This window comes from Limosilactobacillus portuensis, assembly GCF_028607025.1.
GTDB lineage: Bacteria > Bacillota > Bacilli > Lactobacillales > Lactobacillaceae > Limosilactobacillus > Limosilactobacillus portuensis.
This window is the reverse complement of record NZ_CP117296.1, coordinates 755417-769346: the sequence shown is the minus strand read 5'-3', so window position 1 is coordinate 769346 and position 13930 is coordinate 755417. Positions and strand designations below refer to the sequence as shown.

General features: G+C 38.0%; 15 protein-coding genes and 1 pseudogene. 2 read left to right on the top strand and 14 right to left on the bottom strand.

The window, feature by feature from the left end; genetic code table 11:
• Positions 1 to 139: 139 nt before the first annotated feature.
• From PRK60_RS03885 to PRK60_RS03870, 4 genes are all read right to left on the bottom strand, one after another.
• Positions 140 to 1147 (bottom strand): hypothetical protein, encoded by a 1008-nt coding sequence (locus tag PRK60_RS03885; RefSeq protein ID WP_102169258.1) that lies wholly within the window; start codon positions 1145 to 1147, stop codon positions 140 to 142.
• Positions 1148 to 1494: 347 nt separating this feature from the next.
• Positions 1495 to 2346, bottom strand: coding sequence for a dTDP-4-dehydrorhamnose reductase (rfbD, locus tag PRK60_RS03880; RefSeq protein ID WP_102169257.1), 852 nt, complete (start codon positions 2344 to 2346; stop codon positions 1495 to 1497).
• A gap of 81 nt (positions 2347 to 2427) precedes the next feature.
• Complete coding sequence (locus PRK60_RS03875) at positions 2428 to 2814, bottom strand: type II toxin-antitoxin system HicB family antitoxin (protein WP_102169256.1); 387 nt, start codon at positions 2812 to 2814, stop codon at positions 2428 to 2430.
• Positions 2815 to 2845: 31 nt separating this feature from the next.
• A complete protein-coding gene (locus PRK60_RS03870) occupies positions 2846 to 3031 on the bottom strand; it encodes a type II toxin-antitoxin system HicA family toxin (protein WP_102169255.1) in 186 nt (61 codons plus the stop codon).
• Between the two features lie 202 nt (positions 3032 to 3233).
• Here PRK60_RS03870 and PRK60_RS03865 point away from each other — a divergent pair, with 202 nt between their 5' ends.
• Both PRK60_RS03865 and PRK60_RS03860 read left to right on the top strand, forming a co-directional pair.
• A complete protein-coding gene (locus PRK60_RS03865; RefSeq protein ID WP_102169254.1) occupies positions 3234 to 3671 on the top strand; it encodes an OsmC family protein in 438 nt (145 codons plus the stop codon).
• A gap of 3 nt (positions 3672 to 3674) precedes the next feature.
• Positions 3675 to 4688 carry a lipoate--protein ligase gene (locus PRK60_RS03860; RefSeq protein ID WP_102169253.1) on the top strand — a complete coding sequence of 338 codons (1014 nt, stop codon included), beginning with the start codon at positions 3675 to 3677 and terminating at the stop codon, positions 4686 to 4688.
• 174 nt (positions 4689 to 4862) lie between these two features.
• On the opposite strand, the gene PRK60_RS03855 is transcribed toward PRK60_RS03860, so the two are convergent.
• From PRK60_RS03855 to PRK60_RS03810, 10 genes and pseudogenes are all read right to left on the bottom strand, one after another.
• Positions 4863 to 5195, bottom strand: coding sequence for a type II toxin-antitoxin system HicB family antitoxin (locus PRK60_RS03855; RefSeq protein WP_102169252.1), 333 nt, complete (start codon positions 5193 to 5195; stop codon positions 4863 to 4865).
• Positions 5196 to 5441 carry a type II toxin-antitoxin system HicA family toxin gene (locus tag PRK60_RS03850; RefSeq protein ID WP_102169251.1) on the bottom strand — a complete coding sequence of 82 codons (246 nt, stop codon included), beginning with the start codon at positions 5439 to 5441 and terminating at the stop codon, positions 5196 to 5198.
• Between the two features lie 132 nt (positions 5442 to 5573).
• Positions 5574 to 6959 (bottom strand): hypothetical protein, encoded by a 1386-nt coding sequence (locus PRK60_RS03845; protein WP_273646350.1) that lies wholly within the window; start codon positions 6957 to 6959, stop codon positions 5574 to 5576.
• 246 nt (positions 6960 to 7205) lie between these two features.
• Positions 7206 to 7568 carry a hypothetical protein gene (locus PRK60_RS03840; protein WP_102169249.1) on the bottom strand — a complete coding sequence of 121 codons (363 nt, stop codon included), beginning with the start codon at positions 7566 to 7568 and terminating at the stop codon, positions 7206 to 7208.
• A gap of 99 nt (positions 7569 to 7667) precedes the next feature.
• A pseudogene (locus PRK60_RS03835) lies at positions 7668 to 8468 on the bottom strand (dTDP-glucose 4,6-dehydratase); the annotation flags it as partial.
• Between the two features lies 1 nt (position 8469).
• Positions 8470 to 9456, bottom strand: a complete 987-nt coding sequence (locus PRK60_RS03830) for a hypothetical protein (RefSeq protein ID WP_273646349.1) — start codon at positions 9454 to 9456, stop codon at positions 8470 to 8472.
• A 210-nt stretch (positions 9457 to 9666) separates the two neighbouring features.
• Positions 9667 to 10008: a hypothetical protein gene (locus tag PRK60_RS03825; RefSeq protein ID WP_273646348.1), complete on the bottom strand. Its 342-nt coding sequence runs from the start codon at positions 10006 to 10008 to the stop codon at positions 9667 to 9669.
• A 196-nt stretch (positions 10009 to 10204) separates the two neighbouring features.
• On the bottom strand, positions 10205 to 11710 hold the full coding sequence (gene glpK / locus PRK60_RS03820; protein ID WP_102169246.1) for a glycerol kinase GlpK: 1506 nt from the start codon (positions 11708 to 11710) through the stop codon (positions 10205 to 10207).
• An 84-nt stretch (positions 11711 to 11794) separates the two neighbouring features.
• On the bottom strand, positions 11795 to 11980 hold the full coding sequence (locus tag PRK60_RS03815; RefSeq protein ID WP_124031687.1) for a 2-hydroxymuconate tautomerase: 186 nt from the start codon (positions 11978 to 11980) through the stop codon (positions 11795 to 11797).
• A 69-nt stretch (positions 11981 to 12049) separates the two neighbouring features.
• Positions 12050 to 13882 (bottom strand): cation:proton antiporter family protein, encoded by a 1833-nt coding sequence (locus PRK60_RS03810; RefSeq protein WP_273646347.1) that lies wholly within the window; start codon positions 13880 to 13882, stop codon positions 12050 to 12052.
• Positions 13883 to 13930 lie beyond the last annotated feature (48 nt).

Here is a 13930-nt window from a genome sequence, read left to right as displayed (position 1 = left end):
TAGCAAACATTAGTTCGAAAAGAGCCTTCACATTTTTAATAATGAACAATATCGATAATCGCTATTACTAACACCCATACGCAAAAAATCCTTCTAAAATCAGCTTAAGTTACCAATTTTAGAAGGATTTTATCCGATTTTAATCTAATGACGGGATATCTAAATTTATGAGTTGCTGTTCAAACCGTCTGATAGTACTCTGATCAAAGTCACTATCTGTAAGTAAATACAAAATAATTTCCATTGGATCAATTGTTGCCGACTTGATCATTTTAACTAATCGTTTATTCAAAGTTGACTGATGATTATCCAGCAATTCAAGTGCATTCGGATATGTCCTTGCCTGTGAAGGAGAGTGTCCACGCAATGACCATTTTGGCGTAATGTTATAAAGAGCAATTAAATTCTGAACTAACTGTTCCAATTCTGCTCGATCCTTGCATCCATAGTCTTGCTTAAGGAGCATTTCATTAATCTCACTAAATAACGGACTTATTTTGTCTGATGTCCAAGTTCGGAATTTTCTAATTGTATCGTTTATATTACCCAATAATTTAGATTCAGGTATTCCCAGAACGTCCTGATAAAATATTTTAAGGTTCTTCAATTGTGGAGAATCTTCAACATAATCTTCATCAACGTACTTTAGTAAAATTGTTCGCTTTGGAATTGCGAAAGGACGTCCTTCAGTTAATTTGTGAAGGCTTGATAGGCTATCAGGAGCAGTTAATAATTCATGATTGATTATCGTCATTTGTGGCGAAGAAACAAGACTATATAAATGCTGGTTCTGGTATTGAAAGCGTTCAATTAATTGAATAAAATCATCAACTGACAATTCTAACTGTGGATTTTGTCGACGAATAATCCGATAAGCTTGATCGCAGGAAATTACACCATACAAATTAGCAAAAGCATCAAAATAATGTTCGATCAGCTCATCAATCTCAGCACTAAATACTGGACTACTTGCTTCTAATGCAGCTAAAAGTCTTTGATTTTCTTCTCGAAGCATTTGTCGTGCTTCTGCAGCACTGAATTGCGGCTTTAAAGTCTCCAGCTGTTGCTGATAAAGAGCACCAGTAATTAATTTTTGACTACGAAGAAACTTATAGAATTTATTTAATGCTGTCTTAGTCTGACGCAACTCTTCTACAGAAAAGCCAGCATCCAGAGCCAGTTCTAGATCAACGACTTCATCCCCAAAAAGATTTTCTAAGTTACCAGCTAAGTAACCACTTAGAAAATCATCAAGGCGATGATGGTGTCGAGTAATTGTTTTCCGAGAAAGATGTTGACTTAGTTCATCGGTAAAGGCACTAATTAGTATTTGGTTAAGCTGAATTAGTTTATCAACATTATGATCAATTTGGGCGGTTGATTGTCTAAATATCTTTTCACGATTAATTTGAATACTTTCTATTTAATTAATAAAATTTTTTAGTGACGACTCTGCTGACATAATTTCTCCCCTTAGTAGCAATGCACCAGGTTTTACTTATCCTCACCAATTTCATCCATAAACCTTCCCAACGCCTCTTGCCACGTTGGAACTTCAAATCCAGTTGCTTTGACCTTATCCAAGCTCATGATTGAATGCCGCGGACGGTAAGCCTTTTGAGGATATTCTGCTGAAGTAACGGGGCTAACTTCAACATTTTCATTTTTTAAAATCTCTCGGGCAAATTCATACCAAGTACAAGAATCATCGTTTGATAGCTGGTAAGTACCGTATGGAATCTGATTGTCAATTGCATATAGCATAAATTCAGCTAACGTCCGTGTCCATGTTGGTCGACCGACTTGATCATCAACTACTGTTAAATGATCATGAGTCTTGGCTAGACGGAGCATTGTGTAGACAAAGTTCTTCCCGTATTTACCAAAGACCCAGGAAGTCCGAATGATGTAATACCGATCCATGATCGATTTGACTGCTTCTTCACCAGCAAGTTTAGCCTTACCGTACTCATTCTTCGGGTTAGTAGAAGCATCGACCTGATATTCGTCCTCATTGGTCCCATCAAAGACATAGTCAGTACTAATATAAACCAGCGTTGCACCAATTGCTTGAGCAGCCTCGGCAACGTTCTTGGTTCCATTTTCATTAACTTGCCAATTCAGGTCCCTATCCTCGTCTTCTGCCTTATCAACAGCGGTATAGGCAGCACAATGGAAAACAACTGCTGGTTTTAATTCAGCAAACTTAGCTTTTACTTGTTCTTGATTGGTAATGTCCAATTCTTTGGAAACAAAGGCATCATAAGCAATTCCCTTTTCATCTAATAAGTGACATAATTCAGTACCCAGTTGACCGTGAGCACCAGTAATTAAGATTTTTGACATTTAATAACTCCCCTTAAATAATAACTTTTAATCTTCTAACTGTGTATAAACCACCTTAACTAACTATAGAGTATTTAGTATTTACACACTTAACTTTTTCTTCAATGCTGCCGTCATTACTTCGCTAAAATTAATCTTATTTTCTTTTCCCAATTCATTTAAGTAATTGGGGATCGAAATCGTCTTCTTAACTACCCGATTATCATTCTTACGTTTGTATTCAGAAACGTTCACTGTCACCAAAGTTACAATTGCCCCTTCTCCCGCTTTAGGCAATTTAGTATTTGATTCAGGCAATTTATTTTCTAACGAGAATGTACCAATATAATCCTTTGCCATTTCCATCGCATCCGCAACAGACTTCCCCTCAGTCATACCATCAATATCCGGAATTTCAACAAAGTAAGGATATTCGTTACTCCCCTTATCCTTAGTAATTATAATTGGAAATACTCTAATCTCATCCATGATTGTTCCTCCTACTAAGAATTTTTTTCAATTACCTTAAATTAAACTTTTTTATTAAAGAATTATAGAGTCTATCACTGATCTTTGGATGTCTCGGTAATTGAGTCTTAACTTTCCCATTTGACCAAATATCATGATTTCCACCATGTCTAACAAAGAACCAGCCATTTAGCTTGAACCTTTTTTCGACATCTCGTCGTCTTACCAAACATTCCATATCTTTTCTTTATTATATCATACGTATTTACTACGTATGAAGGCTAACTCCTACATTTAGAGAACCTCTATTAATAAAGAACGTAAAGAAAGAGAAATGTTACTATTTAAATTTTACTATACAAATTAATTACTTTTGTATCTTTTAAACTACTTTCATACGGATTATAATTAAGTAAGCGGATTCAAAGGAGGCATTTAAAATGGGCGAAAAGGTATTGTATCAAACAGTGGTAGAGAACGATGCTGGGATTAATGGGCATGCGAAGGTAATCCAAGGCGGTAATTTAGACGTTTTAACTAGTAATCCGATTCACGATAATCCGGGTACTAATCCAGAACAGTTAATTGGACTTGCTCTGGCAACTTGTCTTAATGCCACAATCGAGGCTGAAGAAAAGCGTCGTGGATTAGCTCATCAAAGTGTCGTTCGAGTTGGCATCAAGATGGGATTTGATAATCCTGGCTTTCAGTTTTGGCTAGATGCCCAGGTAAAGATCCCGCAAGTTGAACATGACGAAGCAGTAGCAATTCTCAAGAAAGCAGAGACCCGTTGCCCGGTCGCTAAGCTTCTCCAGAATAGTGACAACGTATCTGTTCATCTGGTTGATGATTTCGATTTTAATGAAAAAGAGGACTAACAAATGAAATATCTTGTAACTGATAGCCGTGATATTCGGTATAACCTAGCACTCGAAACTTACTTAATGGAGCACGCCAACTTAGACGAGCCAATTCTTTACTTCTACATTAACTCACCATGCATTATTCTTGGGCGTTATCAGGATGCCTACGAAGAAATCAACCAAGAATATGTCGATCAACATAACATTATCGTGACCCGACGAACTTCTGGCGGTGGCGCTGTTTATGATGATCTCGGTAACGTTAGTTTTAGTTTCATTACTAAGGATGATGGCGATTCAATTGGTAACTTCCGTAAATTTACTGATCCAGTTATTACGGCACTCCATAAACTAGGTGCGACTGAAGCAAAGATGACGGGCCGAAATGATTTGCAAATTAACGGCAAGAAGTTTTCAGGAAACGCCATGAAAACCGAAAAAGGTCGAATGTTCTCCCACGGTACCCTGATGTATGATGTTGATCTTAGCGTGATTGGCAAGGCCTTGAATGTTCCGGCAGATAAAATTGCTTCTAAGGGAATCAAGTCAGTTCATAGCCGGGTGACTAACCTCAAGCCCTTCTTTAAACCTGAATTTCAAAATTTAACAATTGAAGAATTTCGTGATACCTTAGCGAAAACAATCTTGGATGTTGACGATTTAAATGATGCTAAGGAATACGAATTAGATACACAAACGAAACGCGATGTCGAAAAACTAAATCAGTCAATCTTTAGTAACTGGGATTGGATCTACGGTCAATCACCAAAAGCCGCAATCCAACATCGGAAGCACTTTCCCCAAGGAACTGTTGATTTCCGGCTAACAATTAAAGATGGTCGAATCGCTGCGTTAACAACCTATGGTGATTTCTTCGGTCAAAAGCCAATTGAAGAATTTGAAAAACAATTAATTGGCACCCGTTATGAACGAACTGCTGTCAAGAATGTGTTGGATAATATTGAATTAAGTGATTACTTTGGGAAAATTCCAGAAACTGATATTTTAGACCTATTATTAAAACAAGAATAAGAGAAGCCCTGATACCAGATTATTAAGTGGGATGGTATCAGGGCTTAAGTGATTCATTGCTCTTAAATTTTATTTAAATGCAAAAATCAGAAATAAGATAAACTTATTCCCTACAAAAGCAAATACTATTGTTTTTCAATACTATTATTGGTCTAATTGACTGAATTTAATTTGTCAATAAATCATCTTTTCAATTGCCTCGCGAACCACTGAATTTAAGCTTTCGTCTCTCTGGTCGGCATAAACTACTAAATCTCGATGAAGTTTTGGCGTTACCCTAACATTGAAGTTCCCCTTATAGGATACTTGAGGTTTAATCCCTCGTCTTTGACAATCATTTAAGTATTCATCTACAACCCCTTTAAAATCTTTTTCTAACTCTGCTAGAGTAGTACCTTCATAAGAAAGGAGTCCTTTTATACCGACCACTTTCCCATACAAAACATTATCTTCCAATGAGGCCTCTATAGTCCCGTAATAGTCTTTATAATGCAAAAGTTCTTTCATTTAAATCCTCCCCTTTAATTCATTGACAATTTGTTTTATTTGATAAGGTAGCAATGTTTTCCGTGGGTGAGGTTTATGTAAATAGATCGGTTCCCCGATTGAATTTATAAATTTTACCCTCGACCCACTAGTTTTACCTTTATTAAGTTGTTTATAGCCAATTGACTTTAATAACGATGCTACTTCATCAAAAGTTATATTATTAGAACCACTCTGTAACTTACTAATCGTTTTCTGATGTCCCATTTATCGTTTTCCTTTTGCAACTATTTATAGTTACATTTTACCATCATAATATCAAAAAATCACAGACTTAAATTTAAAATAACAAAGCCCCAGACGTGTCTGAGGTTTCAGTTAATTCGGTTATTTAGTGCTTTATTCACCTTGATCTGCTAATTGTAAAATTTTTACTTTGCTAATCCCATCATCCATTGCAAGTGCGATATAATGGTGCTTAATTCCATTTTCATCATACGAACCATATATCTTATACATTCCTGATGAGACCTTCTTAATTTCATAATTAAACGGATCTACTTCAGCTTCTGGATGACGCTCTATTACATAGTTTTCAGTAGCCACTTTCAAGGCTGAACTATTCTTATCATCATTATTTTCTTGATCAACTAAGCTATCATTTAAATTGTTTTCATATTTACTATGATTTTGCTCTTCTTGTTTTTTTAGTTCTTTATTTACTTCGATCTTCAGTCTTTCTCTGTTTTCCTTAGTCCTTTCACTATTAATTACATAGGCTTCAATCTCCTGTTCATCATTATTATAACTTCTCCATTTAATATTAAAATATCCTTTTTTATCAGCATATGTCTTTTCCTCATCATATTCATCACTAATGGTTACAAGAGCACCTGGAGAGGTGGCTCCTTTTATATTTACGAAATAGCCACTATCATCTTGGCTTTTATTCCACATTAATTTTTCTGATGTTACTTCAATTTTTTCTTTAATCCCATTTTTATTATTTTCTAGCAACTTTTCATGCGCTTTATATTTCAAATACCTATTAGAAGCCTTAACACGAATCTTTATAACTTTTACAAGATTATTCTTTCTTACTTTCAATTCATAGTTACCAGGTGCATAAAAACTTGCGCTTGTTACCCCATACTGATCAGTCTCGAGTTTCTTATACTTTTTATTATTTTTCCACAATTCAACATTACTATTTGGATTAGTATTAACTTTAAGCCTTACATCTTTTTCTTTAAGAACAACAGTATTTTGGGAAACTTCTAAGAAAGGAGATTGTAATTGTATACGTGCAATAAGAAACATTCCAATTCCTGCAAATAATAATAATCCACTTAACACAAAAAAATCATTTAACTGTTTCTTTAATAGAAATTTTTTTATAAAAGTAAAAATTATATACAAAATACCAATAAGAATTAAATCAATAGCTCTAAAATAAAGACCTATAAGCAAAAATATAAGTCCTATTACACAATTTTCCCACTTTAGCCACTCCTCCTTATTAATTTTCCTTGATATAGATAGAACTATTCCTATCAAGATAGATAAGCTCCCAGCAAAAGTAGCTAGTCTTTCACTAAATAAAAGTCCTTGTATAAGTAGCATCATCCCCCAAAAACTAACAATAATTTCATCAGCGTATGACCTCATGAATGCTATCTTAGACACATACTTTAATAAAGCTTCTATACAGCCCATCGCAATTAACAACATTATTCCCCAAATTATCAATGTTTGTCCTTCATAGAAATAATGAACCCAAATCATACTAAAACAATCCTTTCGCAATATAATACAAATTAAAAAGGTCAGTCAGCGTGTATGCGTTGATTGACCTTAACCGTAAAATTATATCAGATTTCTAAAGCAAGAACATCATAAATAGAAGTACAACTTGTCCATAAAGTGTTTAAAACAACTTTGAGCAATAAATTTTAAAGTTTAATAACCGAAATTTTCCTTTATATTTACAAGATGAGTATAAATGATAAACCTTTGTTTCAAATTCATTAGCTAAAATATGAAACTCATGATTAAATTCAACCAAATGATAGTATGCATGTTCATAAAAGCATTATCATAGTTGTTTGAATATAACTCTCTAATTCTATCTTTCTCAGGTAAGATAAATGAAAATTCATCAATTAAGTTTAACAATTTGATAATAGAGATTTGGGCTTCATCACGATGCCGAGAATCTATTTCTATAAAAACAATCCATACAGCAAAGACCCCGCCAGCAATTCCGCCAGCAATATTTGAAAAAATATCAGGTAATGTCTGTTTTCCCGTCATCAAGTAACTAATAACCATTAAAACACAAATTACAAAAACACAAATGAACCATGTTTTATACTTTCTAAATTTAGATATCATAATAATCCTCAGATAAAATCATATTCTAGTAACAAAAAGCAGATACTAGTTACTAACTCAATAATTGAAAGTACTTTAGTATCTGTTTCATTTTACTATTTACTGTCCATTCTTCGCATACTTAGCTTCCACGGCGGCCTTTTCATCTTTCCACCAATCTTCGTGCTGAGTGTACCAATCAATGGTATGTTGTAAACCCTTCTTAAAGTCAGTGAATTCCGGTTCCCAGCCAAGTTCGGTTTCTAGCTTAGTGGCGTCAATGGCGTACCGTAAATCATGACCAGGACGATCCTTTACGTGATCATAGGCATCTTTAAGCTGCCCCATCAATTCAAGAATCATTTCCAGAACTTCCTTATTGTTCTTTTCCCCATCAGCGCCGATGAGGTAGGTTTCACCGATCTTGCCTTTGGTTAAAATATCCCAAACGGCGCGAGAATGATCATTGGTATGAATCCAATCCCGGACGTTCTTTCCGGAACCATAAAGCTTTGGCCGGATCCCGCTTAAGATATTCGTAATTTGCCGGGGGATAAACTTTTCAATGTGTTGGTAAGGACCATAGTTGTTAGAACAATTAGAAATCGTTGCGCGGAGACCAAAGGAACGTACCCAAGCCCGGACTAATAAGTCGGAACTAGCCTTAGATGAGGAATAAGGACTAGATGGTCGGTATGGTGAATCCGGAGTAAACTTTTCTCCCTTGCCTTCACCGTGACCCGGTAAGTCTTCCCGGAGTGGTAAGTCACCATAAACTTCATCGGTAGAAATGTGGTGGTAACGCACGTCATACTTCCGACAAGCTTGAATTAAGGTAAAGGTCCCTTCAATGTTGGTCTTGATAAGTGGCGTGGGGTCAATCAAGGAATTGTCATTGTGACTTTCAGCTGCATAGTGAACCTTAAAATACTGGTTGATAGCTACACTTAACTACCTGATTGTCCTTCAGGTAAATCAAAACAGTAATCTCGTCCAATTGACCGGTATAGCCTGATAACTGAACCAGGTTAATTTCTCCAGTTGCCGGATCGATTTGTGCCTCACCATCAGTTTGCCCATTAGTAGTAACATTAATAATTGTTGTGTTACTACCATCCTTAGCAAAGAAGACTTGCTGTACATTAGCCTTCTTTAAGGAAACATCAGTATTTCCAGCACGAAAAACAACTTGATCCTTTTGGTGGTCAGCAGAATAGTTAATTGCCGGTTTTAGGATTGTGGTAACGTAATCGACCGTATGGCGATCACCATTAACTGTTGTTACGCTCAGCTTAACCGGAGCAACTTTACCGCTAAATTGCTTTGCCGGAACCACATTAATTGCGTTTCCCATAATTTTAAACAGGTTGCTCTCCCCATTAGCTAGAAACTGTTTTAGCTTTGAAGCATTCGATTGCTTACCATTAATAACAAAATGGATCTCTTTGATTGGAATTTGGAGAAACTTCTCGCCATCTTGACCATCAACTTCTTTAGCAACAACTTGGTCAACCTTTGCTTTCACTGATGCAGGATTAACCAATGCTGGTGTTTGCGGTTGGGTGATAGAAATTGTTTGAATTTTCTTTCCAGTAGATTCCGTTGTCGTCTGTTGAACATCCGGTTCTGTTGATAATTCATTATTAGGTACCGCAGACTGCGCATTCTCAAGTTGTTCCCGAAGCATTGACCGATAATCAGCCAAATTCATCTTTGTCCGTAAAGAGAGCGGTTCGCCCTCCCCTGTTGCCGTCGTAAATGCAGTCGCCACAAATAAGGATTCTGCATCCTTATTAGTCGATAAGTCTTTTGGTGCTGATTCACTTTCTCTTTTGAGCGATTGTGTCGGTGCTTGACTAGTTGTTAAGACCTGTTTATTGTTTGCTGACGTTTCAGATTTATTTTCCATAATATTACCACTGCCTTTGCTAAATCATTATTCCGTTAGCAGAATCGCGGTTATCTTATGGATAAAATCCACAAGAACACAGTAATTGTTTTCCATTAAATTACTGCAATAGAAGCTAACCTCTTTTTCATAATTCAGTTGATAGATTAATTCATTACTCAACTATTACTATAACCCTAGTAAACTGATTTCGCAATGTACAAATTTATCCTAAAACTTTTTCAATGCATCCCCAAGAAACTTCCAATAATCTAATAAAAGTGACATGTCAACAACGTTCAGATTATCCAAACTTAATTTAGTCATATCATTTACACTAACCCGCAAGATATTGAGGAAGCTGGTCATTCGCACAATTTTAGCCTGCTGAACCTGTGGTAGTCGATCTAAAATAACAGTTTGTAATTCTTGAAGGACACCGTCATAAAAACCGACCTTATCCGTTGCTTGAATTGGGAAGGCCTCAAAGATTTCTTCACTTTGCTGGGCAAATGATTGGTGCCATTGATCCATAGCTGTCCAATATAGCTGGTATAATCGCTGATCATCCACTGTCCCATTTTCAGGGCGGTAGCGATTAACCGCTTTCCACTGTGCAAGTATTTCGAGGTATAGAGACTCATGTTGCGTCCATACCTGGTCTTCACGGTTAGCGGTAATCCAATGCTGAAGATCATCAATTAACTTTTGCGGATTAGTATTTTAATCCACTCAAAAAACTCCTTTCGGTCTCCAATAATATTAAATTTTATTCCCCGTGACTAAAAAATTGCGCAGCCTTAATTGCTTGCTGCCAGCCATCATAGAGAGTTGCGGCCTTTTCTGGTTCCATTTTTGGGGTAAATTCATCCCCAATCTTTGAGAGCTTCTTTACTTCATCTTGGTCGTGCCAAAAGTCAACTGCAAGACCGGCAAGAAAGGCTGCCCCTAAGGCTGTCGTTTCCTCCATTGCTGCCCGTTTAATTGGTGTTTGTAAAATATCAGCCTGGAACTGCATCATGAAATTATTCCGTGATGCTCCACCATTTACAGTTAAGGCTTTCAATGGCAAGTTAGTATCCTTAACCATCGTATCAACGACATCACGAGTCTGGTAGGCGATTGACTCCAGAGTTGCCCGAACGATGTGCCCTCGATTAGTTCCCCGGGTCAAACCAAACATGGCACCACGGACTTCCTGATCCCAGTATGGCGCTCCAAGTCCGGTAAACGAAGGAACAACGTAAACACCACCAGTAGTCTTTGCGTCAACAGCCATCTGTTCTGACTCGCTCGCGTGCTTAAATAACTGCAGGCCATCACGTAACCATTGCACTGCAGACCCGGCAACAAAAATACTTCCTTCAAGGGCATAGTACGTTTTACCGTTGATCCCATAAGCAATCGTTGTTAACAGGCCATTATCCGAAAGTGTCGGTTCCAGTCCCGTGTTCATCACGATAAAGGCACCGGTCCCATAAGTATTCTTAACCGAACCCTTCTCATAAGCTGCTTGACCAAATAAAGCTGCTTGTTGATCCCCCGCAATTCCGGCAATTGGGATCTGCACACCAAAGAAGTGGTAATCACCAGTATAGCCATAGATTGCAGAACTCGGCTTGACTTCTGGCAGCATTGCTTCTGGAATATCTAATAATTTCAGGATATCCTGATCCCACTTCAGATCGTGAATGTTGAAGAGCATTGTCCGGCTCGCGTTAGTAACATCCGTAGCATGAACCCGTCGACTAGAAAGGTTCCATAATAGCCAAGTATCGATCGTTCCAAAGAGCAAATCACCATTGACTGCCTTTTGCCGTGCTCCAGGAACCCGATCCAAGATCCACTTAATCTTGGTTGCTGCAAAGTACGAGTCGATTACCAACCCGGTCTTTTGATGAATCATATCCTTATAGCCGTCTTTAATTAGCTGTTCAGCAATCTCACTGGTTTGTTTTGACTGCCAAACAATTGCGTGGTAGATCGGCTTACCGGTGTGACGATCCCAAATAACGGTGGTTTCCCGCTGGTTAGTAATTCCGATAGAAGCAATCTTATATGGTGGGATCTGAGACTTGATCATGACATCCGAGATCACTGACTGGACGGCATCCCAAATCTCCATTGCATCATGTTCAACCCAACCAGGCTGCGGAAAGTATTGGGGAAACTCTCGTTGGCTCATTGCTACTTTATTTCCTTGGTGATCAAAGATGATCGCCCGCGTACTAGTGGTCCCTTCATCAATCGCCATTACATATTGTTGTTCATTCAAAATTCTCATCCTTTTCAAATTAAGCTCAGGAACGGTCGAAAAAAGGGAGCCAAGCTAACTGCCCAGCCCCCTCTAATGCTCTGTTTACTTGTCGCTAACCATCTTGCCAGCAACACTGTAACGGTCTTTTCGCATTTCATTTAAAACGATGTGAATTCGTTCAGCTGGGACATTAGCATCCTTCGAAATAGCAGCTGTAACATCCTTTACCAAGGCCTTTAACTGTTCATCAGTCCGACCTTCAAGCAAATCAATATGTACTAATGGCATTTGTATGCCCTCCCTTGTTAAATTTATTTAATCTTACCATAATCGACTATCTTCCGGCAATTATTCTTATTAACCACGACGACCAAGCCGTTTCCGTACTTCATTAACAATCTCATACGGCCCAGTGTAAAGAATGTGATCACCATATTCAAGAACAGTATCCCCACTTGGCGAAATCGGCTTATGCTTGCGGTAAATTCGACTAACCGTAATTTGATCAATAAATGGTAGGCTGCGAAGTTCAATACCAACATAACGCTGATTATGAATTGTCGCTTCAAACAATCCTGAATGAGCACTCATCAGCATTTCAAAGACCGATGGTGATTCAATCAGCGAACGCAGAACACTATTCTGGACCACAAAGCTATTGAAGATTTCTACCCCGAGACGATTAAGCTCATCAATGTGTTCGGTAGAAATCTTTGGGTTCTGAACACTCGCAATTACCCGCTTAACACCATGCTTTTTTGCTAGGACTGCCATTTGATAATTCTTATTATCATTTCTGAAGCCAAGAACCATCACGTCAGTATCAAAGTAATCTCCGTTATCAAGCGCCTGCTCATCAATTTTTTCAAGGTATTTTAAATCATCAACCTCGCTGTTGAAAGTCTTGTAGTTATCTTGGTTGTCGGTCAGCATCCGAACAATATACCAATTATGGGACAACTGCTGGGCAACCGGAACAGTTAAGATATTTGCACCAATAATGACAACCCGTTCCTTAACCAGGTCTTCTTTATTTAACTTATAGGTTGAATTAAAGACGATTGGTGCCACGACACAAACAATCACGGCCGCCAACACGAAGGCATCTGATTGCGTATTTGTAATTGCATGAAGGTCCTTAGCCACTTGTAGTGATGGCAGTACCAAAGTAATGGTTGTAACGGTTAGGAAACTACCAGCAAACGAATTTCGGCTGTTAAACCGCCGACGATAGATTAACATTGTTGGTAGCTTGGCGATAATAAAGCAGGCCACCAAAACTGGAATTAACGCTAGTGCAGTACTATTAGCAAATAACGATTTTAGATCTAATCGGACCCCCGTCATAATAAAGAAGATCGGGATAAAAAAGCCGTAACCAATTGAAGTTAACTTTTCCTGTGTAGCCTCGCTTGGTTCCAGTAATTTCATAACCATCCCAGCAAGGAAGGCCCCCAGAATATTTTCTGCCCCAACTGATTCAGCAACCGTCACCAAAGTAAAAATCAGGAAAAAGGCTAATCGAATATCAAGTTGGGTAGTCGCCTTAGAAACATTATTGAACCAGACATAGGGTTGACGGAACCGACGTAAAAGGAAAATGGCTGCCAAGAAAAGAAGCACGATTAGCCAAAGACGCCCCGCGTTGTGACCATAAATTGAGGCATAAAATGTCAATGCCAACATCGGAATTACTTCACCGAGGACAGCAGTTAACAAGAGTGTCTGCCCCATCGGCCGACCGAGGATCTCCTTTTCCTTAAGCGTTGCGATAACAACCCCTAAAGCAATCGTTGAAAAGAGTAACGTTGCCAGTAGAATATCAGAGAACAGTCCCGTGAAATAAAGGAACACGCCCAACAGAAAGGCGGTAATAATCACACAGATGAAACTAAGGACAGCGATTGAAACTGGGGACTTAGCATCACGTTTTTTCTGACCAGGGGCTTTTTTAAAGAGGTCAAAATTAATTTCCATTCCGGAGAGGAACATTAAGATAATTACCCCTAAACCAGAAAGCAACGTCAGTGAAGACGTTTCCTGAACAATATTAAAGGCACTCTTCCCCAGGAGAATTCCCGCAACGATTTCTGCAACGGCGGTCGGAATACTTGAAACCTTAAATCGAGCCATTGCAATCGGGATAATAAGTGCCGCCAACATAATAATTAGCATTGATAACTGTTGCATAATTTTCCCTCTCTTACGAAAAAAATAATCAACCTAATTATATGATCT